This window comes from Clostridium collagenovorans DSM 3089, assembly GCF_900130005.1.
Taxonomy (GTDB): Bacteria; Bacillota; Clostridia; order Clostridiales; family Clostridiaceae; genus Clostridium_D; species Clostridium_D collagenovorans.
Genome location: NZ_FQXP01000012.1, coordinates 92,804 through 117,760, shown reverse-complemented (window position 1 = coordinate 117,760; position 24,957 = coordinate 92,804). Strand labels below are relative to the sequence as shown.

Annotated in this window: 22 protein-coding genes; 12 read left to right on the top strand and 10 right to left on the bottom strand. The window is 29.6% G+C overall.

The window, feature by feature from the left end:
- Positions 1–200: 200 nt before the first annotated feature.
- From BUA48_RS15960 to BUA48_RS13580, 3 genes are all read left to right on the top strand, one after another.
- The gene (locus BUA48_RS15960; RefSeq protein WP_278336848.1) at positions 201–332 is read left to right on the top strand and encodes a hypothetical protein; all 132 of its coding nucleotides are present in this window, start codon (positions 201–203) and stop codon (positions 330–332) included.
- A 152-nt stretch (positions 333–484) separates the two neighbouring features.
- Complete coding sequence (locus BUA48_RS15660; protein ID WP_178138989.1) at positions 485–652, top strand: hypothetical protein; 168 nt, start codon at positions 485–487, stop codon at positions 650–652.
- Between the two features lie 222 nt (positions 653–874).
- On the top strand, positions 875–1,777 hold the full coding sequence (locus BUA48_RS13580) for a hypothetical protein (RefSeq protein WP_072832606.1): 903 nt from the start codon (positions 875–877) through the stop codon (positions 1,775–1,777).
- 565 nt (positions 1,778–2,342) lie between these two features.
- On the opposite strand, the gene BUA48_RS13575 is transcribed toward BUA48_RS13580, so the two are convergent.
- From BUA48_RS13575 to BUA48_RS13535, 9 genes are all read right to left on the bottom strand, one after another.
- Positions 2,343–2,960, bottom strand: a complete 618-nt coding sequence (locus BUA48_RS13575; RefSeq protein WP_072832605.1) for a response regulator transcription factor — start codon at positions 2,958–2,960, stop codon at positions 2,343–2,345.
- A 155-nt stretch (positions 2,961–3,115) separates the two neighbouring features.
- Positions 3,116–3,724: a response regulator transcription factor gene (locus BUA48_RS13570; RefSeq protein WP_072832604.1), complete on the bottom strand. Its 609-nt coding sequence runs from the start codon at positions 3,722–3,724 to the stop codon at positions 3,116–3,118.
- 472 nt (positions 3,725–4,196) lie between these two features.
- Positions 4,197–4,808 carry a response regulator transcription factor gene (locus BUA48_RS13565; RefSeq protein ID WP_072832603.1) on the bottom strand — a complete coding sequence of 204 codons (612 nt, stop codon included), beginning with the start codon at positions 4,806–4,808 and terminating at the stop codon, positions 4,197–4,199.
- Between the two features lie 21 nt (positions 4,809–4,829).
- On the bottom strand, positions 4,830–5,321 hold the full coding sequence (locus BUA48_RS13560; protein WP_072832602.1) for a signal peptidase I: 492 nt from the start codon (positions 5,319–5,321) through the stop codon (positions 4,830–4,832).
- 115 nt (positions 5,322–5,436) lie between these two features.
- Positions 5,437–6,036, bottom strand: a complete 600-nt coding sequence (locus BUA48_RS13555; RefSeq protein ID WP_072832601.1) for a hypothetical protein — start codon at positions 6,034–6,036, stop codon at positions 5,437–5,439.
- A gap of 629 nt (positions 6,037–6,665) precedes the next feature.
- Positions 6,666–7,502 carry a M73 family metallopeptidase gene (locus BUA48_RS13550; RefSeq protein WP_072832600.1) on the bottom strand — a complete coding sequence of 279 codons (837 nt, stop codon included), beginning with the start codon at positions 7,500–7,502 and terminating at the stop codon, positions 6,666–6,668.
- 13 nt (positions 7,503–7,515) lie between these two features.
- Positions 7,516–8,148, bottom strand: a complete 633-nt coding sequence (locus BUA48_RS13545; protein WP_072832599.1) for a TasA family protein — start codon at positions 8,146–8,148, stop codon at positions 7,516–7,518.
- On the bottom strand, positions 8,141–8,851 hold the full coding sequence (locus BUA48_RS13540; RefSeq protein WP_072832598.1) for a hypothetical protein: 711 nt from the start codon (positions 8,849–8,851) through the stop codon (positions 8,141–8,143). Before BUA48_RS13540 ends, BUA48_RS13545 begins: the two co-directional genes overlap by 8 nt.
- A 220-nt stretch (positions 8,852–9,071) precedes the next feature.
- A complete protein-coding gene (locus BUA48_RS13535) occupies positions 9,072–9,680 on the bottom strand; it encodes a SipW-dependent-type signal peptide-containing protein (protein WP_072832597.1) in 609 nt (202 codons plus the stop codon).
- 567 nt (positions 9,681–10,247) lie between these two features.
- Here BUA48_RS13535 and BUA48_RS13530 point away from each other — a divergent pair.
- From BUA48_RS13530 to BUA48_RS13485, 9 genes are all read left to right on the top strand, one after another.
- Positions 10,248–10,553 (top strand): phage holin, encoded by a 306-nt coding sequence (locus BUA48_RS13530; RefSeq protein WP_072832596.1) that lies wholly within the window; start codon positions 10,248–10,250, stop codon positions 10,551–10,553.
- Between the two features lie 509 nt (positions 10,554–11,062).
- Complete coding sequence (locus BUA48_RS13525; protein ID WP_072832595.1) at positions 11,063–11,668, top strand: sigma-70 family RNA polymerase sigma factor; 606 nt, start codon at positions 11,063–11,065, stop codon at positions 11,666–11,668.
- A 400-nt stretch (positions 11,669–12,068) separates the two neighbouring features.
- The gene (locus BUA48_RS13520) at positions 12,069–13,007 is read left to right on the top strand and encodes a carbohydrate kinase family protein (RefSeq protein ID WP_072832594.1); all 939 of its coding nucleotides are present in this window, start codon (positions 12,069–12,071) and stop codon (positions 13,005–13,007) included.
- Between the two features lie 620 nt (positions 13,008–13,627).
- Positions 13,628–14,977, top strand: coding sequence for an MATE family efflux transporter (locus tag BUA48_RS13515; RefSeq protein ID WP_072832593.1), 1,350 nt, complete (start codon positions 13,628–13,630; stop codon positions 14,975–14,977).
- Between the two features lie 157 nt (positions 14,978–15,134).
- Positions 15,135–17,333 carry a catalase/peroxidase HPI gene (gene katG / locus BUA48_RS13510; RefSeq protein WP_072832592.1) on the top strand — a complete coding sequence of 733 codons (2,199 nt, stop codon included), beginning with the start codon at positions 15,135–15,137 and terminating at the stop codon, positions 17,331–17,333.
- Between the two features lie 177 nt (positions 17,334–17,510).
- Positions 17,511–18,854: an MATE family efflux transporter gene (locus tag BUA48_RS13505; RefSeq protein ID WP_072832591.1), complete on the top strand. Its 1,344-nt coding sequence runs from the start codon at positions 17,511–17,513 to the stop codon at positions 18,852–18,854.
- A 364-nt stretch (positions 18,855–19,218) separates the two neighbouring features.
- Entirely contained in the window at positions 19,219–22,038 is a 2,820-nt protein-coding gene (locus BUA48_RS13500; RefSeq protein ID WP_084666357.1) for an immune inhibitor A domain-containing protein, read from the top strand.
- A 370-nt stretch (positions 22,039–22,408) separates the two neighbouring features.
- Entirely contained in the window at positions 22,409–23,290 is an 882-nt protein-coding gene (locus BUA48_RS13490) for a LysR family transcriptional regulator (protein WP_072832590.1), read from the top strand.
- Positions 23,291–23,443: 153 nt separating this feature from the next.
- On the top strand, positions 23,444–23,896 hold the full coding sequence (locus BUA48_RS13485) for a carboxypeptidase-like regulatory domain-containing protein (protein ID WP_072832589.1): 453 nt from the start codon (positions 23,444–23,446) through the stop codon (positions 23,894–23,896).
- A gap of 229 nt (positions 23,897–24,125) precedes the next feature.
- Here the strand turns inward: BUA48_RS13485 and BUA48_RS13480 are convergent, their stop codons facing one another.
- On the bottom strand, positions 24,126–24,944 hold the full coding sequence (locus BUA48_RS13480) for an apurinic/apyrimidinic endonuclease family protein (RefSeq protein WP_072832588.1): 819 nt from the start codon (positions 24,942–24,944) through the stop codon (positions 24,126–24,128).
- Positions 24,945–24,957: the final 13 nt, after the last annotated feature.

Here is a 24,957-nt window from a genome sequence, read left to right as displayed (position 1 = left end):
ATAAGTAGTTTAACGAGTAATCTAAAGCTTGTTTTTATAATGGGGAAGAGGTATTTAGTGTTTTTACGATTATAGAAATGCTAAGTACCTTTTTATTTTGTAATTATAGCTGAATTTAAATAGATAAGGCACTTTGTTGAAATTGTATGGCTTTTGATTTTTTATAAAGCGTTTTAAGAATAATAAAAGTTGGCATCAATATGGTAAATCCTGGTGAGGTATGTATTTATAATTCTGATGATAAAGTTATACTTATAGAAAAAATAAATAATATTAAAAAAGAAATAAAAAAATATTGCATGGTCAACAAATGTCCATGTTTTGTTGTATAATAGGGTTAAAGAGTATATATAAAAAGTTAAAAATAATTACTTAAGAGGTTTAAAATGGATTTTAAGAGCAATGGTGTTAATCCAGTGGGCATTATGTTTTCAGAATATTATTTCTATTTAATATCCTATTTGGGTAAAAGAGGTAATATACTATGGTTTTACCAGTAGATAGAATGAAGAATATAGTATGCACTGAGAAAAAATTTAGGATTCCATATGTGGAGAGATTTCAAGAGGGGGAGTTTAGGAAAAGGGTTCAGTTTATGTACACAGGGGAGCTTACTAATGTAAGATTTAAATGTAATGACTTAGCTCTTTAGGCTATTTTAGATAGGATACCAACGGCACAGGTTAAGAAAAAGAAACAAGAGGGTTATATCATAGAGGCAGAGGTTTTTGGTAAGGGTTTAGAGAAGTAGTTATTATCTCAAGATGATAATGTTTGGGATGTAGCTGTAATCTGAAAATTAAAAAGGTATATATTTGCTATTTTATCATTGAATTATTATTATGACGGTTGTTGAATTGGGGAGGGAACATTAATGTTAGAAGTGATAATGGAGAGTGAACAGAGTACTATTGATGATTGTATGTTTAGAGGGGAATGCTTAAATGGTATTTTTGGTGATGGTAATGAAGAAATAGCAATAGATATGAGTGATTATATAGTTAGTTATTTGAAAAATAGAAACAAAGAAGATTTGCTGGGTTACATAGGCAGGAGTATAGAAGGTCCTAAAATTTTAGAGTCTATTTCAAAGTCTTCTATATTTAGGGGAGAGGAGTACGTTACTCCTACATATAATGGGGTAGATGAATGGAGATTTAAGTATGAAAGTTATCAAGCAGCAATGCAAGGTGGCTTGGATGAATTTAATAAACTTATTTATAGTAGGAGAGAGTCTATAATTGAGAGCATATTAGCTCAATATAAACATAAATGCATGAGAAGTTATTTATATTATGATGAGGTTAAGGGAAATTTATATTTTGATATAAATGAAAAGATAAAGAAAACTTTAACTACTCTTAGGTTATACATAAATAATCTTACAAATGGAAAGATAGTCTTAGAGGATAGCTTTAATGAGTTTGTTGTTAAGCCTAATTTTGAAGAGGCAGAGTGTAGTGGTATAAATAAATTAAGAAAATTAGAAGAGGGTGACTTTAAAAAGAGAATTTTAAGTGGCTTAGAGGATATAAGCTGGTATGATATATTTATTGATGTAGATCAAGATAGAGATACGGGATTATATTGTTATGGGCATCTTGATAAGGTTTGTAGATATTTTGGTGACCATATTATTATGGAGATTGATAAAGCACTTAATGATGCAAATCACGGAGTAAATGCTTTATTAGTGGAGACCTTTGATAAGTTTAATGAGGATATAAGAAATGAACTAGAATTAAAGTTTAGAATTATAGATAATTATTTGAAGTAAATCGTTAAATTTCATATATAGGTAAAGCTTTAAGCCAAGTGATAAAGCTTATACAGAGATATAAAGAGGAAGTTAAGTTGTTAAGCTTTAAATAGATGCAAAAGTTTAAATTGAATCGGCAAGCTATAGAACTATAAAGATTTAAACTAAATGGCTAAGCTTAAAACTAAATGCTTAAACTTAATGTGTAGGTATAAAAACAGTAGTTATTTTACATAACTACTGTTTTTATTTAAGGGTTAATAATTAAGGTTTATTATCGGGAAATTATAAAGGATTTAAATTTTATAAGTTATATATTGAGGGATGAGCTTAAGCTCATAAATAATATATATTAAATTTTCGCTATAAATATGCATAGCAAATTTTATAAATTTAAATATAAATATGCATAATTAAAATCTAGAATTTATATAATCTAGAGTTAAGGCAAAATCACAAGATTTTAGCTTAAGTTGGAGCTTGATATTTAGCTATACAGAAAAATCAAGGAAATTAAAACAAAATATATTGTAGACTAAAGATATATAGAATTTCATATTAAGAAATTCAGATATCAAAACCTCTAGGCTTTGAAAAGGTTGTTTTCCAAGGCGAATATTACAAGACTATGTCTACTTTTTAATTCTAATTTATAAAGCATATTACTGATGTGTTTTTTTACGGTGTATTCAGAAATATATAAACTTTTAGCGATATCTTTGTTTGAAAGCCCCTTAGATAAGCAATTTAAAACTTCAAATTCTCGGGTTGTAATCTTAGCGGAAGAGGATTCTTTTAAGTTTGATTGGAGAATTGTATTTAATATTTCACTAGAGAAATATTTTTTGCCATCTAGTACTTTACGGATTATATAAATAAATTCAATCTTATCTGTAGGATTTAAAACATATGCATCGATGTTTATATTGAATAGATTTAATAAATTACTTTGTCCCTTGAAAAAATCGAATATAATTATTTTTAGGTTTCTAAAAGTTTCTTTTAGTTTATTTATATATGATAAATCATTATCATTATCGTTTAAATCTACTATTAATAGATTCATGTTTGTAAGAATTTCTGTAGAAAGGTCTTTTATTTTGCTGGCCATTTCTATGTTATCCATATTAAAGTTGCTTTCTAATAGGTTTCTCAATGAGTCCTTCACTATAAATGAATCGGATAATATTAGTGTGTTCATTTTGTATACCTCCTAAATAACCAATAAACAAAAAAAATAAATATATAAGATTATACACTAAAGGTGTAGTTGATCTTATATATTTAGAATATACTTTAGGAGTTAAGCTTTCAATAGACTTTGTTTTAATTGTATCTAAACGTGCTTAAAATGAATTATTTATCATCTAAAGCATATAACATAAGGTCACGTCTATTTTTAAAGTGGAGTTTTGATAGTATATTACTAATGTGTTTTTTCACTGTGTATTCAGAAATATATAGGTTTTCTGCTATTTCTTTATTGTCAAAGCCTTTAGATACTTGAGAAACAATTTCAAGTTCTCTTTTGGTGAGTAGAGATTTATTAAGTGAGCGTTTATTTGATTTAATTAACATTCCCATCAATTCGCTATCAAAGTATTTTTCATTTTTTAGAACCTTTTTTATTATAAGGGAAAATTCATCCTTATCTGTAATGTTTATAATATATGCATCGATATTTAAAGTACTTACTCTTGACAGTGTGTTTGAATTGCTTAGAAGGTCTAAAATAACAACTTTCAAGTTGTGAAATTTTAACTTTAAACTGTTTAAGTAAGACATATCTGAAGTTGTAACCATTTTTAAATCTACAATTAAAAGTTTAGTTTTTTGTAAACTTTCATTGGATACTTCCTTCAAATTTAGGTAACTGGTTATACTATCTACCTTAAAGTTTGTTTTTAATAAGTTTGTCAAAGCATCTCTAATTATGAATGAATCTGAAATAATAATGGAATTCATTGAATTACCTCCTAAAATTAAGTTGAAACTTAAAATTAAAATGCATTTAAAATAACCGCAATATAGTAATGTAATATAAAAATTACATCATATTATATAAATTAAAAGCCAACCTAGTATTATTATAAAATCTAAAGAGTTAACTTATAAAATTAAAAATAAAATATATAATGGAATTAAGAGAAAAATTGTTATGTAACTAAATATATAGAATTTAAGGCTAAATATACCATGTACCAATATATTATAATATAAAAATACAATAATAATCAAGTATAAGGAAGAAAAAATGGAAAAAAAAAGAATGATAACTATTAAATTAGAAGTCTATATACACAAAATTTCAAATTAAAACATAAATATACATATATGCAAATAAATATAGATGAGAATAACAATATTTTAAAAAGAAAATAGCATCATATAATTAAATCTTCACTTAAATTACATTCTGCTATAGTAAATATAGGTATTAACTTGTACGATTTTTAAGTGCATAAATCATTAGATCTCTCCTACTTTTTAACTTAAGTTTTTTTAGTATATTACTAATATGTTTTTTTACAGTATACTCAGATAGGTATAAAATAGAGGCTATTTCTTTGTTACTTAATCCCTTTGACACTTCTTCAAGAATTTGTGTTTCTCGGTCAGTTAAATCTAAGGCTCTATTTTTAGTTGAATCATTTAATATTTTTTCAAGTAAAGAACTATCAAAGTATTTTTTACCTTCTAGGACTTTGCGTATAGCATAAATAAACTCATCCTTTTCTTTAATATTTAATAAGTAAGCATCTATACCAGATTGAATATACTCTAAAGCTAAGTTAAGATTGGATTTGAAATTCAACATAATTATTTGTATATTACGGTAATTGTTTTTTATGGACCTTACTAAAGAAATAATTTTGTCATCTTCATAGTCCATATTAATTATTAAAAGTTCATAATTCATGAGATTCAATTCTTTAAATGAATTTAGCTCTTTTAGATTTTTGATTTCTTCTATATTAAAGTTCTTATAAAGAAGTTGATTTATAGCATCCTGTACTATAAAATATTCAGAAATAATAATAGCATTCATAAAATACACCTCCTAATATGATTAATCATCAGTACCCTTAATTCCGATAAAAAAGAATGTGAATCCAAGTAGTAATAGTTCTAGGGTTACAATCCATGGTTTGGATAAAAATGATAATATATATCCTATTTTAGGAACTGTAAGAACTACCTTGCCTAAAATATTTTCAGCTTCTAGAATAGTTGAATCAGCCACGTTGTTATTATCTCCTTTAGTTATAAAGCCTTTCTCAGAGTCTTCAATTACTCTATGAGTAATTATTTTATTATCTTCTCTAAATGTAACTATGTCATTTAATCCTATAGTAGATTTATTTTTATGTTTAATAAATACTACATCTCCAGGCTGTATAGTTGGTTCCATGCTACCACTTAGAACAGTATAATTTCTAAATCCAATTATTTTAAACATAACATCAGATTTGGTGCAAAGAGTGTTAAGGCATAATATTATTAACAAAATGGTAATTAATATGGATATAGTTTTATTAAACAGTTTTTTTAGCTTAAGCATAGAATTCTTCACCTCTATCAAATATACATTCCATAAGAAATGATATTATTACTATTAAAAAAAGACATTCTAGTTTTATAGAAAGAATGCCTTTTTAATTAAATATTTAAAAACATTATTGAGCGTTTATTTGAGCACCTTGGAATTCTATTGGAGTAATGTTGTCACTTAAATCAAATAGCTTGTCTTGTTCGCCACCAAGGTTTTCTCCAGTCATTGAAGGTTTAACATCTACGTATACACATACTTCTATTTCATCTGTTGGTGCAAGGTTTATTACATCTCCCTTGTTAACATCAACAGAGCTTGAACCATTATTGTGTCTAACTACATAGTTTATGTGGAAGTCATTAGTTTCAGGAAGTATGTCTCCACCAGTAAAAGTAACCTTTTGATTTAAGTTGCTATCCTTTGGAGTGATTGTGTAAATTTTAGAGAATCTTTCACCTGGTTTTACTTGTTCAAAGCTAGTATTACCATTTTCAAGTTCTGATGAAGTTGATTCTATAGTTTCCTTGTCCCATGTTCCCATATTTTGAGTATCCCAAGCACTTTCCTTCGATACTTCTAAGTTCATTTTACCAGTTCGTATAACTAAGTTAGATGGAGTAGTAACTTCAGTTTTAGCTGTGAAGTAAGCATATGATCCTGCAGCTGCAGCACCAGTTAACATTGTTGCTGCTAAAGCTAATGCAGCTATTTTAGATCTTCTCATAATTGAATCCCCCTTAGATTTTTAAAATATTAAGTTTAAATTAATAGAAAGTATTAGTGACATATGTTGTATAACCTCTTGGTTTATTAGTGCCACAAGTAATATGATAATGTAATTTAGATTTTAAACATATTAGGCATTGGAGGTAAATTTTTACTGTAAAGGGACTATATTTTATTTATCTAAAAGAGGTATTTAATCTTATACCTAAAAGTATTAATGATTATACTAAAGTAGTAGATTTTTATAATATATATCTTGCGTTAAATAACCGTCATTCATATTTTATAAGATTAAAAAAATTTAATATGTAATAAATTTCTATGATCTAGCTTTAATATTGAAAAGTATATACATAGAATTAAAAATAAATATTAGATAATTTTAATGAATGCATGATGTGTTTTAATTAAGAAAATTATTGCTAATAGATTATAAAAAGGAGCTGTCGCACTAAGAATAAACTCTACAATATATTGTGTTAATTTTAAAACTGCAAAACAATATATTGTATGTGAAATTTTTAATGCGACAGCTCCAAAATTTATATTATTACATAGACCTATATCTTGGGAACTTAAAAGTTAGATACAAATCATAGTAAAAAAGTCTACTTTAGTGGTAGATTACTATTTAACAAGTAAATTAATATCTATATCTGTATTTTTACCAGCATTCTTATTAGTTATTGTAATTGTATTAGAATTAACCTTTATATCATAGGATTTATTAATAGTATCTACTGATAAAAGATTATCTTTTACCTTATTTAAAATAGACTTTGCTGAATCACTGGTAGATACCTTGATGGTTTTAGTTATATTAATGTTATTATTATTTTTGAAGTTTATATCAAAGCTACCATCTATTTCTGGTGCCTTAGATATAGTAAGCATGGTACTTTCTTTAGTTGCTTTTACTGTGTTAATTCCTCCTGATAATGTTGCGCTACAAGTATCAGAAGTGGAAAGAGCAATTCCGGATAATCCACCAATCTTATCAAAATCTATCTTCTTTATATCAGGAATAGAAGCTTTATTTATTAAATTTTCTATACCTGACTCATAATAAAGAAGTGAAGGTTGTAAATAAGCATAGATGGTTTTAGTGCTTGGATTCCAAGTAGCGGTATTTTTTTTATCCCAATTAGCACCAAATACAATTTTTATGTCATTACCTAAGCTTTCCTTACCATTTTCGGTTTCCGCTTTTATTTTAAATTTCATTCCACCTAAGTTGTTATCTGTATTTTCTGTTGTATAAGATGCGAATTTACCATTTACACTTTCTACGGCTTTAGTTGAATTTACAGTAAAGTCAATTTTGAATTTTTTAAATACACTCATCCTTACAGTATTGCTTTGTACTATTTGTGAACTGAAGTATGCATAAGTTGCTCCACTGCCGGCTGTAGTTAACACTAACCCAAGAGCAATGGCCATAAATGCATTTTTATTTCTCATCATAACTATTCCTCCCCTAGTCAGTAGTTAATTGTGTAGAAGTAAGTTTTAAATTAAACTTTGCAATTTTACCTGAAGCTGATTCAGGTATGTTATCTTTACACTTTATAGAAACTGTACATTCTAAGTTAGAATTAGAATTTAGAACAACAGGAGTACCATCAGTATAAGTTAGGCTTATGGATTTTTTGTTGTTTATATAATCACTTAGATTTATAGCTTCTATAGCTTTAATTTGCTTTGTATTTTCAGATGACTTATCTACAAAACTTAAAGAATATTCAAGAGCAGAGAATTCTGAATCACTAAATTCATTATTCTTTAGAAGTTCAAAACTTAAGGCTAAATTTTGTTTTAAAGTACCTGTGTTAGTGATGTTAAAGTTATCACTTTTAGATTCTCCAGGTGCCAAGCCATCAATATTCACAGCTTTACTATATTCAGCTTGTACGCTTCCAGATTCTAAGATTATATTACTTGGAGCATTAAGTTCTGCTTTAGTAGTAAAATATGCATAGGTTCCTAAGGTGCCAGTTGATGCCATTATTAATGAAAGTCCCAAACTACAAAGAGCTTTTTTATAGTTTTTATTTTTACTTCGTAATTGCTTAGATTTTTGCCTTCTACCTAGTAAAGAAGCTTTATTCATCTTGAACACCTCCTTTCTTTATAGAATCTCTTTCCATCAATGCTAGTCCTGATACGGCAGAAACTAATCCTATGGCAAGAAATATCAAATATCTATCAACACTTGATCCAGTTTGTGGGAGAGTATTAGTTGAGCCCTTATTTATAGATCCATTAGTACTATTTCCTGAACCAATAGCAGCAGTATTTTCTTCGTATGCAAGAGCTATACTTAGGTCTAGTTCTAAACCTTGAGCGTTGTTATTCATTTCTGAATTAAAATCTATTAAAAGAGTAAGCTCTTGAGAGTCTTTAGAACTTAAAGAAAGCTTTTCATCAAGTATAACTCCATCATTACTTAATAAGTCACATAGGGTAGTGCTTAATAATTTATTATTATCTTTCATTAAAGTTACATTGCAGTTCTTTGATATTTCCTTGAATTCTTTGCTCTTTATAGATAAGAATTCATTAGTGCTATAATTAGCACAAGAGTTTAAATTTAAATAAAGTCTGTTTATTAATATATTTTGCTCCATGTTATTTAATATGGAGAATGTTTTAGACTCTGACCTTCCTGGATACCAATAGCCATCATTTGATGTATATGTCTCAGTAATAAATATATCATTAGTAGATTTAGCATATACAGAATGATTACTTATAGGTATACAAAGTAGGGTGATAAGAGCCATAAAACATAAAGATTTATTAAGTTTTTTCATGTTACGCTACCTACCTTTACTATAAAAGTTAAAAGTCCCATTGGATATATAGTTATTCGAGTAAACTCTTACTTAGTTTGATAATTTTAGAGTGAAATACTAAAATTCAACTAATAAGATAATATAGTTAAGTTTCAATATTATAAGGTATATATTACATAAAAAGATATTCTAAATAATTAGAATATCCTTTTATATTTAAGTATTAATAATATTAAACTTATTGGTTCATTTGTTTACCTGTAAATACTAGTTTTTCTATGCAATCATTTAAGTCAAAGGATCTTAATTGATTTGAGGCATTAGTTGAGTCAGTATTATTCATAGAAGTATTTGCAGTAGCTTTTATTGAAACACGGATTTCTTCATTAAATTCAGGATTGAAAGTGATTTCATTACCAGCATAAACTGGATAATAATCAATAACATTTCCGTCAGCATCTCTTTGAATAAATTCAGCATAAAAAGATAAAGAAATTCCCTCAGGTTGATTTTTAATATTTCCACCAGTGAAAGCAACCTTTTGTTTTAATGTGCTATCTGTAGGTTTAATATAATAATCCTTTACGAAGCTTTCTCCAGGTCTAACATTAGTAAATTTAGTGGTTGTATTTCCATTTGCGTCGGTAACATCTACTTTGGAAGTTTCATTATTGTCATTAGTAACCCAAACCCCACTATCTGCCTTTAAATTCATGCTTCCGGTTTCGATAATTAAGTTAGCAGGTGTTTCGATGCTAGCGGTGCTTGAGAAATAAGCATATGATCCAGCAGCTCCTGTCATTAATGCTGCGGCTAAAGCTAAAGCTGTAAGTTTTTTACTTTTCATAATATAGAATCCCCCTTAAATTTAGCGAAAGATTATTATATAAGATAGGTTAAGAAATAATCTTTTCACTATACCTTTTAAATTTCAAAGTACAACTAATATAATAGATGAATTTTAAGGTGAAATATATTAGGTAAAGGAGGTAAATTATAGCATAAAAGGATGTATATTTTTTACTGAGTTTGAGGTATTATAAATAATACTTTTGGATAGGAAATAAGTACTTAATGAGACGTATAGTCTATTAAATAGAGTATATTTATGTATTAAATATTACGTTAAGATTTAATCGAGACATTATAGTTAGATTTCTATCTTGTAAAAGTATAGTATAGGCTATCTAAATATATTTTAAATTAGATTTATTGAATCCTTAAAACTTGCATTTAACCATTATATTAGTTGTGAAAATTGTAAAAAACATGAGAAACTTTGCACAAACAGAGGAAAAATATCATATGTTAATATAGGTATATAATTTCTTTGGGAAGTATGTGTGGAAATTTATGTGAAATAGTAATTTCCTAATAAGTTATATATTAATTTATAAGAATGGAGGAATGTTTTGTGGAGCAAATTAAAAATATTTTAAAAAGATTAAAAAATCCTTCCGTTGTAATAAGTATAGTTTCACAAGTGGCAGCAATTCTTGCACTTTTAAATGTTAGTGTTAATGTAGATGTTGTAACTCAGGTTGTAGTGGGTATTTCTTCTATACTAGTTTTATTAGGAATTATGTCAGATCCGACTACTGAAAATAAGGGGTACGGAGATGATATGAAGCCTTGTCCGGTGTGCGGTAAGATGACTCCACATCTTAAGGTTGAAGGCAAGATGATTTGTTCTCAATGTGGTAAGGAATTTGAAGAATAAGAAAAATAAACTAGTTTAATTTAAAATATGATAATTGTGTAGTGTGAGTATACAGATTAATACTATTATCTATTTTGGCATACGGTTTTGGTTATTAAAATTATTGGCATATTAAGAATCCTAAGATGAAATGAACGTGTGATTAAATGATTTACTCTTAAATTATTTAATAAATATAATTTGTGAGTTGCAAAATAATTTATATTATTTTGCAACTTTTTTTACGAAAAATGAACAGTGATTTGATGAAAAAGCATATTTTATATATAGATATTTAAAAGACGGAGAAAAACTAAGAGAGAATAGTTGAAAAATAGAGAGAATGGATTAAGAGATTGAAATATAGAAGATAAGTAGAAGTAATAGAGAAGCGTAAAGAAGTTAAAGGAGATTAATAGATTGAAATATGGAAAGGAGATAAGGAGGATTGATTTAAAGTTTAAGGATGAACTGAGGCTTAGGTATTCTAAGTGAATAAAGCATTGATGGTATTAAAAGGAGAGAGGGGTATGGAGTTTACCAATAAAAAATTTGGGAACATAGTTGAGCTTATAAGAGAGGTTAAGTTAAATAATGAGGAAGCTTCTGAGGAACTAATAAATGTATTTAGTCCATATATAGAAAAGTATAGCAGGGAGAGTTTTCTTAATGGTTATGAAAGAGAAGATTTTATGCAAATGGGTTATATGTATTTGTTTCTTATAGTAGGTAAGGTAGATTTAAATAAATTTCAAGGGTTTGAGGAAGATAGAATAATTGGATATTTAGTTAAGTCTTTAAGAAATTATTATTACATGGATATAAGAAAAAATGCGAAGTATAGTGTGGAGCAGGCCTTTGACATAGATGAGGAGTTTAATGTTAGTAGAATTGAAACTATGAGGGATGGCTTTTCAGTAGAAGAACATGTCATAGAAAAGCAAGAAAGAACTCATTTATTTAATGAAATTAGAAATTTAAATAATGAAGAGCGTAATTTAATTGTTAGCTATTATTTTTTAAGAGAATCAATTAAGGAGTATGCAGAAAAAAATAATTGCAGTTATCATGTTTGTAGAAGAAGAAAGAAAAAGGTTTTAGAGAAGATGAAAGCTTCATTGAAAAAAGAAGTTTAGGTAAGAATGTAGGTTGTACTCATAAGAGAGTCAAATAAAATTCACATATCAGGGTAGGCATCAAGTCAAGCAATGTAGAAAATCCCTTAATAAAGAAATGTAAAATTTATTGTAATTGTAAATCTAAGGGTCATGGTAAAGGCAAAAAAGAAGGTAGTAAAAAGGATAAAAATACTTCAAAAGAGTTTAAGGAGATTTATGAAAAGATTTCTAATCTCCAAGAAATTAATAGTTGTTTATGTAATCAAATTAATATTTTGAATGAAAGATTGAGTGATATGGAAAATAAATAGAGTTTTCCAATAAAAAATCTTAATATATTGCGACAAAATTCAACTTTATTATTCAATAAACCTCTTTTATATGATAATATTTATATTGCTAGGTAGGAGGGGGAAGAATGAAAAATAAAGAGTCGTATGTTTTAGTATTGGGTGCTTCTATTATAGATATATTTGGTCTTAGTAACAGACAATTAAGATGCTATGATTCAAACCCAGGTAAGGTTAAGGTATCACTAGGTGGAGTGTGCCGTAATATAGCCGAAAATTTATGTAGAGTTGGAGTTAATACTGAGTTTATCTCTGTTTTAGGTAACGATGAGATGGGAAAGAGAGTGCTTAGTAATGCAGAAGAAATAGGATATAATATGAGTAACTCACTTATATTAGATAATGTTTCTACACCAACATATATGGCTATTTTAGATGATTCAGGTGAAATGGTGTCAGCTATAGTAGACATGAAAAGCTTGGACATGATAGATACAGGATTTATTGATTCTAAGGCAGAGGTTATAGAAAACTCAGAGTATACTTGTTTAGATACTGATAACCCTGAGATTTTAGAATATATAGTTACAAAGTTTAGTGGTAAGACAAAATTTATTTTAGATCCAGTGTCTGCAAATAAGGCACAGCATATAAAACATTTAGTTAAGCACTTTCATACAATTAAGCCTAATAGAATTGAGGCAGAAGCTTTATGTGGCTTTAAGCTAGAAACTATGGAAGACATTGAAAGAGCAGCACAGTATTTCTTAGATTTAGGTGTTGAGAAGGTATTTATAAGCCTTGATGAAGATGGGATATATTATGCTGATGCTAATGAATGTGGAACCTTAAAAAGCAGTGCTGTAAAAGTAGTTAATGTTACAGGGGCAGGAGATTCCTTTGTAGCAGGAATATGCTATGGGTATATGAATGGCTTATCTATGAAGGAAACCGTGAGATATGCTATGGCAATGTCTATAATAGCTATTTCTCATGAAGAAACTATACATCCAGAGATGTGCTTAGATTTAGTTGAAGATTATATTAAAGAAACAACTTGGATATAGATCTTAAGACTATAGTAGAAAAACAATTTTAATTTAGTCTAAGACTATAGTAAAGAAGCAACTTAAATATTAGTTGAATATTATAGTAAAGAAATATTTTTATATATTTAAAAACTATATTAAAAGAAGCAATTTGGATATAATAATAGTATATACAGCTACCTCAAATACTTTATTTTAGAGTGTTTGAGGTAGCTGTTTTTTGACTTCATAGTATCAGGCATAGTTTTTTTATAATTTCCTAGTATTTGAGGTATAGTTTTTTATTCTTATAGTATGTGGGGTAGTTGTTTGGGTAAATTCTCAGTATATGAGAGAGATTCTTTAATGATTTCATAGTATTTAGGGCAGAATTTTGGAGGAAGTGTAATAGAAGATTTTAAATAATTAAAGACAATGTAGCTACTTTGGGTATTTGAAGGGGGTTATTAAGTGTATTGTTTTCGTGTATAATTAATAGTCTTAGGCTAAAACTTTATACAAATGGAGGATATAAGGATATATGAGGGGGGAAAATATATTACTAGGGAACGGCATAGGGGATTAAGACATAGTATAAGCATATATGAAAAGCTTATTTATGTAGGGAAGCAACATGAGCGTAATTTTATGGAGGACTTATGAGAGAGGAAATATTACAAAAAAAAATAAGTAGTTTATTTATTAAGTTTGTTATTCCTGCAGTTGTGGGAATGCTTGTAAATGCTATGTATATTATTGTAGACGGCATTTTTATTGGCAATGGAGTTGGGGAACTTGGACTTGCCAGTGTAAACATAGACTATCCAGTGCTTTGTATTAATATGGCTATTGCTATGTTATTTGGTGTTGGAGCATCTATTTTGATTTCTATAAAATGTGGAGAAGGAAAAAAGGAAGAAGCTGAAAAACTACTGGGTACTACTATTTTAACAGTGGTTGTTTTAGCTCTTGTTATTACTATAATAGGACTTACATTTTTAGAACCCTTAATGATATTTTTAGGAGCAGAGGGGGAAGTACTTACCTTAACTATGGATTATAGTAGGATTATTTTTATGTTTACTATTTTCTATGTATTAAGTTGTGCATTGAACCCTATTGTGAGAGCCGATGGAAATCCAGCTTTAGCTATGAAGGTTTTGGTTACAGGTGCTCTTATTAATATAGTTTTAGATTGGCTTTTTGTAATTAAGTTAGGCTTCGGAATAGAGGGAGCTGCATGGGCTACTGTAATAGGTATGACCTTAGCAGGAAGTTACTTACTTTTCTACTTTGTAAGTGGAAAATCCAATGTTAAGTTAAAACTACACAATTTAAGATTCAGACCGTACTTATTAAAAACTATAATGATTTCTGGATTTGTATCCTTTGGAATTCAAGTATCCTTAGGAATAATGACTTTAATACAAAATAAGTTACTTTTAAACTATGGTAATGTTATTGACGTTTCTGTTTTTGCTATAGTTGGATATATATCAGTGATGTCTGCTCAAGTATTAGTAGGAGTTGCGGAGGGTATTCAGCCTATAATTGGATATAATTATGGCGCGGGAAATATTGGGAGAACCAAAGAAACTCTAAGACTTACAATTGTAGTTGACTTTGTTTTAGGATTTTTATTCTTATTTATTTTTATTTTTGGTGGAGATTTGATTGTATCTATATTCAACCATAATCCAGAGGTGGTTGAACTTGCAAGCAGAAGACTCCTTATGTATTTAGGGGGAGTTCCTGTAGTTGGACTTGTATATACTTTTGCTAATTACTATCAAGCAACTAAGAAGAATGTATATGCTAACTTAATTTCTATGGGACGTTCATTTATATACTTACTTCCAGCAACCTTAATACTTCCTGCCTTCATTGGAGTAGAAGGAGTGTTTATAGCAGCAGCTGTAGCTGATTACTGTGCAGTTACAACAGTTATGATAATACTTTTAATAGAGAGGAAAAAGAAGAATCGAGGAATTGAGGTACAGCAAGAATAAAGAGAATTAAAGGATAGTGAAAAATAAGAGTTAAGTTTTTAACTCTTATTTTTTTATGAATTAAATTAAAACTGTAGTTTTCAATTATTTTGATATATAAATCTGTAATAATCATATAATTTACTGTGAAAATATTTTCATACAAGGAGAAGATTATATGTCGGAAATGAAGTGTCCAGTTACGGGCAAGAGTAGTGGGGTAGCTGGTAGTGGTACTACGAATGAATATTGGTGGCCCAATCAACTTAAGCTTAATATTTTGCGTCAAAACTGTGACAAAAGTAATCCTATGTCTAAGAATTTTAATTATGCAGAGGAGTTTAGTAAATTAGATTATTATGGACTAAAGAATGATTTGTATAAGCTTATGACAGATTCAAAGGAATGGTGGCCTGCTGATTATGGTCACTATGGCCCTTTTTTTATTCGTATGGCTTGGCATAGTGCTGGAACCTATAGAATAGGTGATGGGCGAGGGGGCGGAGGTCAGGGACTTCAACGTTTTCCTCCGCTTAATAGTTGGCCGGATAATATAAATTTAGATAAAGCTAGACGTTTGCTTTGGGATATTAAGAAAAAGTATGGTAATAAGATATCATGGGCAGATCTTATTATACTAACAGGTAATTGTGCCTTAGAATCTATGGGACTAAAGACTATTGGTTTTGGTGGAGGAAGAGAGGACGTTTGGGAGCCTCAGGAGGAGATTTATTGGGGAAGTGAAAAAGAGTGGCTTGGAGCTGACCGTAATAAATCTGAGAGAGCTTTTAGAGAACTTGAAAATCCTTTAGCTGCTGTTCAGATGGGATTGATTTATGTGAATCCAGAGGGGCCAAAGGGAAATCCAGATCCTGTAGCATCGGCTCATGATGTAAGGGAAACATTTTCAAGAATGGCTATGAATGATGAGGAAACAGTTGTGCTTATAGCTGGTGGACATACCTTTGGTAAATGTCATGGGGCAGCATCTCCTAAATATGTGGGTGAAGCACCAGAGGCGGCACCTATTGAAGAACAAGGACTTGGATGGAAAAATAGCTATAAGACAGGCATGGGCCCAGATACTATAAGTAGTGGTATTGAAGGGGCATGGAAGGCAAAGCCTACAGCATGGACAATGGGGTACTTAAAGACCTTATTTAAATATGAATGGGAACTTGTGAAAAGTCCTGCAGGCGCATATCAATGGCTAGCAAAGGATGTAGAGGAAGAGGATATGGTTGAGGATGCTTTTGATAAATCTAAAAAGCATAGACCTATGATGACTACAGCAGATTTATCTCTTATTTATGATCCAATTTATAAAAAAATAGCAAAGAACTATTTAGATAATCCAGAAAAATTTGAGGCGGATTTTGCACGTGCTTGGTTTAAACTTACACATCGAGATATGGGGCCGAAGTCAAGGTATATTGGACCGGAAGTTCCAGGGGAGGATTTCATTTGGCAAGATCCAGTTTCAAGAGCTAATTATAAAATCATTAACAATAAGGATATAAGTGAACTTAAAAAGAAGATTTTAGATTCGGGATTATCTATATCGGAGTTAGTTGCAACAGCTTGGTCCTCAGCATCAACCTTTAGGGATTCTGATAAACGTGGGGGAGCAAATGGAGGCAGAATAAGATTGTTGCCTCAAAAAGATTGGCAGGTAAATGAGCCAGAAAGGCTTAGAAAGGTCTTAAGGGTATTAGAAGATATACAGGATGAATTTAATCGTCATCATAGAAAGGGAAGAAAAAAGGTTTCTTTAGCGGATCTTATAGTTTTAGGTGGTTGTGTAGGAGTTGAAGAAGCTGCAAAGAAGGCAGGCTATAAAGTAAATGTAACTTTTACTCCAGGCAGAACTGATGCAACACAGGAGGATACAGATATAAAATCCTTTAGTGTATTAGAACCTAAGGCAGATGGATTTATAAATTACGTAAATAGTATGTATTCAGTAAAGGCAGAGGATATATTAATTGACAAGTCACAATTATTAACTCTAACAATTCCAGAAATGACAGTATTAATAGGTGGAATGAGGGTATTAAATACTAATTATAATAATTCTAAGGATGGAGTATTTACGGAAAGAGAAGAGTGTCTTACAAATGATTTCTTTGTAAATCTTCTTGATATGAATACAGTGTGGAAACCATCACCTGAGGCTAAGGAAAGGTTCCTAGGACTTGATAGAGTAACAGGAAATTTAAAATGGACTGCAAGTAGAGTAGACCTTATATTTGGATCAAATTCACAACTTAGAGCAGTAGCAGAGGTTTATGCATGTGATGGAAATGAAGAGAAGTTCTTAAGAGATTTTGTAGCAGTGTGGAACAAAGTAATGAATTTAGATCGCTTTGATGAATAATTATACGGAGGCTGTTTATTAAAGTATAAAGAAAATCGAATATATAAGAAACTATAAGAAGTATATTGAAGCATATTGAATAAAAATCTAAAATATGTTATATTATAGTTATAAATGGCTAAAAATGAAAGAAAACTTATATTTTAGCCATTATTTTTTTACGTAAGGGGGAAATTTATGCACAAAGAAATTTTAGAAAAGAGAATACCGAGTTTATTTATTAAGTTTGTTATACCAGGTATTGTGGGGATGCTGGTAAATGCTATGTACGCTATTGTGGATGGAATCTTTATTGGAAACAATGTTGGGGAGTTAGGCTTAGCGGCTATTAATATTCAATTCCCTATTTTATGTATAAATGGGGCTATAGCAGCTCTCTTTGGTGTAGGTGCATCCATATGGGTTTCAATGAAAAGAGGACAGGGGAAAGATGAGGAAGCAGAGAAGGTCTTAGGAACTGCTATGATTACTCTTGGAAGTATAGCTTTAGCAATAAGTGCAATAGTGCTTATATTTGTTGGTCCTATAATGAGTTTTTTAGGAGCAAGTGGAGAGGTATTAGGCTTAACTATTGATTATAGTAAGATTATATTTTGTATAGCCTTCTTTCAAATGATAGGAACATCACTTCATCCAATTATAAGAGCTGATGGAAAACCAGCTGTGGCTATGAAGGTGGGAGTCATTAGTTCACTAGGAAATGTTGTGCTTGATTGGTTATTTGTATCAGTACTTCCGTTTGGAATTAAGGGGGCAGCCCTAGCTACTTCAATATGTATGACTTTATCTTGTCTTTACATGTTATATTATTTTACTAAGGGAAAATCTAATATTAAGATAAAAAAAGAAAATTTAAGGTTTAATGTAAAACTTTTAAAGGCTATTGTTATATCAGGTTTTGTATCCTTTGGAATACAAATATCTTTAGGTGTTATTAGTCTTATACAAAACAAGCTACTTTTGAAGTATGGTACTGTAATTGATGTTTCAGTTTTTGCTATAGTTGGATACATATCGTGTATATCTGCACAGACTTTGCTAGGAATAGCAGAGGGAATACAGCCAATTATAGGTTATAACTTTGGTGCTGGTAAAAATCACAGAGTGAAAGAAGTTCTAAGATTAACTGTTAAAGTAGATGTAGTTGTAGGATTTTTATTTTTGTTGTTATTTATATTTGGTGGAGAATTTATAGTATCTATATTTAATGACAATCCTGAAGTGGTAAAACTTTCTAGCAAACGTTTGCTAATGTATTTAGGGGGAGTTCCTATAGTTGGAATAGTATACACCTATGCTAATTACTATCAAGCTACAAAAAGGGATTTTTATGCAAATTTAGTATCTATGGGAAGGTCTTTTATTTACTTTTTACCAGCAACTTTGATATTACCAGCAATAATAGGTGCTGAAGGTGTATTTTTAGCCGCTTCTATTGCAGATTATTTAGCTGCCTTAACCGTTTTAGTTTTAGTTATCTTGGAAAAAAAGGAAGAAAGGAAAAAAATTCATAATTATTAAGTTTATTTGAATTTATTTTGAATGAATTTTATAATTAAAATAAACTTTAATAATAAAAATATGAAAAAATAAAATTATATAACAGCAGAAATTTCTTAATAGAGTAGAATTTTGTAATTCTAATTAAAAAGTATCTATGATAAGTCGTAGTGTTAGCAACTTAAAGTGCGAAAATCAAAATAAAAAGTCGGAAAAATATGTTGGCAAAAATGGTAAAAATTTTACAAAAACTATTGTATTAAATTTATTACTTTGTTACAATTGTTAAAAAGTTTTAAAGTTTTAAAGTTTTAAAATTTCAAAAGTTTTAATATTCTGAATTATTCTTTAGGTTTTTAATTTATTTATAATATGGGGGGATAAAATGTTTAGTAAAAAAACTCTAACTAAGGTACTTTCTACTGTTTTTATGTTAGGCTTAATTGCGCCTATGGCAAATGTTGAAGCAGCTCCACTAGGAGTGAATAACTCAATAGCTCCAGCTCAGAAAACTCAATGGAATGGAGAAAAGGTAAAAGCCAAACCATTGGTAATTATGATGGAATATCAAGATTATAGATATTCAGACTTTGTTAAGAATGAAACATGGTCAGTAAATAACTATTTAGTTAATCCACCAGAATTTACAGCAGATTTTTATCAAAACATATTCTTTGGGGATAATACTTATAAGGGGAATGCAGGTAAACTTGATGAAGAAGGAAATTTAACAGCTGAAACAAGAGACTATATGACTGTTAAGAAATTCTTTGAAGAAGAATCAGGTGGAAGTTATACATTAGATGGGAATGTAGTTGGACCATACTTAGCTAAAAATAATGCTACATTCTATGGGGCAAATGACCCTGACTATGGTGGCGGAAGTGACCAAAACAATGCTACTAAGCTTGTAATGGAAGCATTCCAAAATGCAGTTAATGATCCAAATATAGATTTAAGTCAATATGATGTTGAAGATCAATTTGATGCTGATGGTGATGGAAATTATTATGAACCAGATGGAATAATAGACTCTATAGTATTATTACACCCAGGTACTGGTGAAGAGCATGGTGGTGGTTCTTTAGGTGAAGATGCTATATGGCCGTTTAGAGCTAATATTGATTGGTACCCTACTTCAGGTTATCAAGTACCAGAAGCTAAAGATGCCAATGGTAAGACTTGGAAAGCTCAAAGTTATGTTGTAATGTCTCAAGATATGCCAATAGACTTATTTAACCATGAATTTGGACATATTTTAGGATTACCTGACTTATATGGTAATGGTGATCCAGCAGTTCAAAACTGGTCTGTAATGGGTGGTAGTTATACTGGTACAATAAGAGGAGCTATGCCTAATAGTTATGGTGCTTATTGTAGAGATCAGTTACAAACATCTTTTGAGGCTAAGGGCAAGAAGTTAAATTGGAGTAACACTAAAAATATTAACTTAAGCGATCTTGATGCTGATGGTATGGATGTAGAATTAGATCAAGTTTCAGTAAGAGGGAATAGACTTAATAACGTTGCTATCCAATTACCAGACAACAAAGAAAAAATAGTTGATATGATTCAAGGTAAACAAGCTTATTATAGTGGAACTGGCGATAGTCACGTTGGTGATATGATTCTTAATAAGGTTGATTTAAAAGCAAATAAAGCAGCTAAGTTACAATTTAAAACTTGGTATGATATAGAAGAAGATTGGGATTATGCATCAGTTCAAGTAAAAGAAGTTGGTACTGATAAGTGGGAAGCTGTAAAAGGTAATATCACAACTGATACTAACCCTAATGCTAACCAAGGCGGAGAAAGAAATCCAGGACATGCTATAACAGGAACAAGCAAGACTTGGGTAGATGCTGAGTTTGATTTAAGTGCATATGCTGGTAAAGAAATAGAGCTTAAGTTCCACATTTGGAATGATACTAATGGTTCTATGCCTGGTATGTTTGTAGATCAAATTAAGATTTCTGCTGATGATGCAGTTATATTTGAAGATGATGCTGAAGGAGCTAGCAAATTTGAATTAAAAGGATTTGAGCAATCTGAAGGTTTCAAACATACAGGAAGACGTTACTTCTTAGAATGGAGAAATGGTGAAAATGGATTAGTTGATGAAGGTCTTATAAACTTCCCATGGAATCATTACGAAGACCTTAAATATGATGCCGGTCTATTAATGTGGTATGTAAATGATAAGTTCCTTGCAAGTAAACCAGATCAAGATTATGGAAAACATCCAGGTGAAGCTAACGTTCTTGTAGTTGATGCTGGACAAGATTTAGTAACTTATAGCAAAGCTGATGGTTCAAGTGGAGTTGATAATAGAAGATTCAACATGCATGATGCTGCATTCGGATTGAGAGATACTACACCACTTAACATTGACTGGGGTAAAGGTACTATCACTACTGATAATGTAACTGATGCAGTTCCTAGCTTTAATGATAGTAAGAGCTACTATGATGAAAAAGCTCAACATGGTGTTAAGCTTGATAATCTTGGATTAAAAGTATTCGTTGTTGAAGAAAGTAAGGATAGAAGTTCAGCTAAAATCCACATAGCTAAGATGGATGAAGCTAACATGCCTTCAAATATGGATGCTCAAAAGGCTGATGCAGATGTTATCCTTAAGGGTATATCTATAAATAGTGTAGGAGCAGACGCTAAAGGTTTCTTCAAGTTAAATGAAGGTATTAAAGAAGCTCGAGCTTCTTATGTAAATACTAAGACTGGTGAAATTGTTGAAAAGAAATTACAACAAGAAGAAGGTAACTTATATAGTGCAAACGTACACTATATGATGGGTAATAAAGAGGACTGGAAATTAAATCACATGATCTTCGTTGACGAAGACAATAATGCTAAGGCATTATACAACAGTGAATTAAATGGATATGGAACTCAAATATTAGCAAATGGTAATGGGGATCAATTAGATGTTAATGAAATCCCAACACCAGATCCAATTCCAACACCAGACCCAGATCCAACACCGGACCCAGATCCAACACCAGATCCAGAACCAACACCAGATCCAAAACCAGAAGTTAAGCCAGAGGTTAAGCCTGAAAACAAACCAGGTAATAAGTTACCACAAACTGGACAAACTATTCCTTTAGGTGCTTATGGAGTTGGAGCTTTAGCTGTAGTTCTTGGAGCTTTAGGTTTAGGATTTAAAAAGAAACAAGATAAAAAATAAATTTAATAATAAATAAATCATTTAAAATAAATTTACTTTAAGGGTGATTGTGTTAGTAGTTATGCTACTAATACACACCCTATTTTTATTTTGTAGGTTAGACTTTTAGTATTAAATTTGGCAATGCATATCTTAATATATAGTACTGATTACATATGCTTGTGATATAATATTTCATTATATGATGTTATGATTTGTATTAAAAATAAAAAAATAGACAATATATATATATTTTAATAATGATGTAGACTCTTATTATATTTTAGATGGAGGGAAAATTACTTAAGCTTATAATTTACATAAGGAAAACTATTATTTTATATAATTAGATTTACCTACTTTATATATGATTAAGTAATAATTAGTTAATATGAATGAAAGAAAGTTAAATATTTTTTATAATGTTGCAACTAAATTAAATATGACTGAGGTGGCAAGAGAATTATATATAAGCCAGCCGGCTATAAGTCAATGTATTCATGAACTAGAAGAGGAGCTTGGGGTAAAACTATTTGATAGAATAAGTAAAAAACTTTATTTAACCCATGAGGGGGAAGTTTTCTTGAATTATTCTAGAAGAATACTAAACTTATATGAAGATGCCCTGAAGACCATGAAAGATTCTGTGGAGTTAAGAGCAGGAAAGCTAGTTGTAGGTGCTAGTACTACCATTGGTATATACATATTACCTGAGCTTCTAGGTAAATTTAAAAAAATATACAAGGATATTGATGTATCTATAATAATTGAGAATACTGAAAATATAGAAGACCTTGTATTAAAGAATAGAATAGATTTTGCATTTATAGAAGGAATAATAGAAGACTCAGAAATCCTACAAGAAAACTTTTGGGATGATGAGTTAGTTATCATATATTCTAAGGATCATAGATTTAATGGAATAGATTATATTGATAAAGAAGAAATAGCGAAAGAAAAAATGATAATGAGAGAAAGTGGCAGTGGTACTAGAAGTGTTGTGGAAAGCATATTTGATAAAAATGATATAAAGTATAATCTTCAATTTGGCTTAGGAAATACGGAGGCTATAAAAAGAGCTGTAGAGGCTGACTTAGGTATATCCTGTATATCTAAAAAGTGTATAGAGAATGAAGTATCTTCTGGGAAACTTTCTTATAGCAGAATTAGGGATGTAAGTATGGCAAGAGATTTGAAACTTATATGTCATAAGGATAAGTGTTTAAATAAGATTATGAATTTGTTTATAGAGTTTTCAAAAAATAGTAATTAACTAGAAGTTAGTAAATTCAAGTGTTAATGCATATAACCTAAGTGTTTAAAGTATATATGTATAAAAAATATATCACACAATTTGGCAAAAATACATATATTTAAACTATGGATATTAAATATCCGAATTACAAACACTTAGGAGGATTATAGAATGGGTTACAGATCAGGAGATTTCAAAATTCATCCAACTCAAAATGAACAAATAGAAGCAATAGTTAAGTGTCCAGAAGATAATAGAAGTGTTATTAATGGTACGGTTATAAATTGTAAAGGAAGACCAGTTAAGGATGCTGTAGTTAAATTATTTGCAGTTAATAATCCTTGCGATCCATTATCACTTTGTCCAATTACTCATACTTTCACAGATGAATATGGACAATTCTTATTTGGGCCTCTTTGTCCAGGTAAAGTTTATTTAGTTAAGGTTTGGTATAACAATGTTAAGGTTAAGCCTTTAATACTTGACACAAATAAACCAAGCCACTATTGTTTAAGTGGTGACTGTCAACAATGTCCACCATGTCCAAAACCATGTCCACCATGTCCAAAACCATGTCCAAAAAATGATGACTATGGCTTCCCATGTGGCGGATATAACGAATAAAACAAAATTTTATAACATGATATTGAGTTGAGTGAATTAAAGCCCAATATTGTGTGATGCAATTAATTAACTAATGAAGAGTTCTGAATAAATACTACGGATATGACCCCTCGTAATATTAAATTACGAGGGGTTAATTTTTGTCTATATATAATATAGAGACTTTAAAATAGATTGATAGGTAATATAGTGAAAATTATTTTATAATACTTATATATTAAAAAGATAATCATAATATACCTAAATTTGAATGTAATAAAAACTGAACTATATCTTTTACATTTTTTCTATCCTTAAAGTCTATGGTTAATAATTCACTATATTTAATTGAGTTTAAAATCGTGAGTAAGCTTGAGTTACGAATTACATTCTTGTTGTTTAATGGTATTAAATAATCTTCAATTATATAAAAATTATGAAGGTAAGGTGAAGCTATGGTTATTAATTCTTCATAATCAAAATGATTTTCTAAAATAATTGAGTTTGTAAGGTTAAGCTTGACATAGGGATTATTTAATTCCTTTATAAAGTTTAAGCACTGACTATTAATACGAAATATAGCATTCTTTATAATATCATTACTTAAGGAATACTTACTACATGGACCTAAAGTAAGAGTCACGTTTTTATTGTTTGCAAAATCCCCAAGTTCAGCGAAAAACTCCAAGAGAATTTGATAACTCATATCTTTACTTATATTATCCATGTTATTATTCTTAAGGTAGTTTATATTAATTACTGGCACTCCTAATTTATAACAAAGAATTATGCAATCCTTTATATTGTTTAATAGTTCTAATCTAGTATTACGATTCTTGAATATAAATAGGTTCTCAGGTTCTGTATATTCAAAAGCTTGAATACTTACGTTCCTTTCTACTGTACTTAATATAAATTTATCTATATCTTCTTTTGAAAGACTATATAAGTCACTCTTGAAGTTCAAGGGATTCACTTCAATATTTAGCATGTTGTATTCTTTAAAAAGTTTGTAGCTAGTTAGGTTATCTTGATGTTTATAGGCATTATTTAGTGTACATAATTTCATATATTGTTTGCCC

What these genes read in the sequence shown, in the direction of transcription:
- BUA48_RS13485 (WP_072832589.1), top strand. Translation starts at nt 23,444, where the DNA reads ATGGGTTACAGATCAGGAGATTTCAAAATTCATCCAACTCAAAATGAA.
- BUA48_RS13570 (WP_072832604.1), bottom strand. Translation starts at nt 3,724, where the DNA reads ATGAATTCCATTATTATTTCAGATTCATTCATAATTAGAGATGCTTTG.
- BUA48_RS13555 (WP_072832601.1), bottom strand. Translation starts at nt 6,036, where the DNA reads ATGAGAAGATCTAAAATAGCTGCATTAGCTTTAGCAGCAACAATGTTA.
- BUA48_RS13525 (WP_072832595.1), top strand. Translation starts at nt 11,063, where the DNA reads ATGGAGTTTACCAATAAAAAATTTGGGAACATAGTTGAGCTTATAAGA.
- BUA48_RS13560 (WP_072832602.1), bottom strand. Translation starts at nt 5,321, where the DNA reads ATGCTTAAGCTAAAAAAACTGTTTAATAAAACTATATCCATATTAATT.
- BUA48_RS13575 (WP_072832605.1), bottom strand. Translation starts at nt 2,960, where the DNA reads ATGAACACACTAATATTATCCGATTCATTTATAGTGAAGGACTCATTG.
- BUA48_RS13550 (WP_072832600.1), bottom strand. Translation starts at nt 7,502, where the DNA reads ATGATGAGAAATAAAAATGCATTTATGGCCATTGCTCTTGGGTTAGTG.
- BUA48_RS13500 (WP_084666357.1), top strand. Translation starts at nt 19,219, where the DNA reads ATGTTTAGTAAAAAAACTCTAACTAAGGTACTTTCTACTGTTTTTATG.
- BUA48_RS13480 (WP_072832588.1), bottom strand. Translation starts at nt 24,944, where the DNA reads ATGAAATTATGTACACTAAATAATGCCTATAAACATCAAGATAACCTA.
- BUA48_RS13580 (WP_072832606.1), top strand. Translation starts at nt 875, where the DNA reads ATGTTAGAAGTGATAATGGAGAGTGAACAGAGTACTATTGATGATTGT.
- BUA48_RS13540 (WP_072832598.1), bottom strand. Translation starts at nt 8,851, where the DNA reads ATGAAAAAACTTAATAAATCTTTATGTTTTATGGCTCTTATCACCCTA.
- BUA48_RS15660 (WP_178138989.1), top strand. Translation starts at nt 485, where the DNA reads ATGGTTTTACCAGTAGATAGAATGAAGAATATAGTATGCACTGAGAAA.
- BUA48_RS13545 (WP_072832599.1), bottom strand. Translation starts at nt 8,148, where the DNA reads ATGAATAAAGCTTCTTTACTAGGTAGAAGGCAAAAATCTAAGCAATTA.
- BUA48_RS13535 (WP_072832597.1), bottom strand. Translation starts at nt 9,680, where the DNA reads ATGAAAAGTAAAAAACTTACAGCTTTAGCTTTAGCCGCAGCATTAATG.
- BUA48_RS13515 (WP_072832593.1), top strand. Translation starts at nt 13,628, where the DNA reads ATGAGAGAGGAAATATTACAAAAAAAAATAAGTAGTTTATTTATTAAG.
- katG (WP_072832592.1), top strand. Translation starts at nt 15,135, where the DNA reads ATGTCGGAAATGAAGTGTCCAGTTACGGGCAAGAGTAGTGGGGTAGCT.
- BUA48_RS13520 (WP_072832594.1), top strand. Translation starts at nt 12,069, where the DNA reads ATGAAAAATAAAGAGTCGTATGTTTTAGTATTGGGTGCTTCTATTATA.
- BUA48_RS13490 (WP_072832590.1), top strand. Translation starts at nt 22,409, where the DNA reads ATGAATGAAAGAAAGTTAAATATTTTTTATAATGTTGCAACTAAATTA.
- BUA48_RS13565 (WP_072832603.1), bottom strand. Translation starts at nt 4,808, where the DNA reads ATGAATGCTATTATTATTTCTGAATATTTTATAGTACAGGATGCTATA.
- BUA48_RS15960 (WP_278336848.1), top strand. Translation starts at nt 201, where the DNA reads ATGGTAAATCCTGGTGAGGTATGTATTTATAATTCTGATGATAAAGTT.
- BUA48_RS13505 (WP_072832591.1), top strand. Translation starts at nt 17,511, where the DNA reads ATGCACAAAGAAATTTTAGAAAAGAGAATACCGAGTTTATTTATTAAG.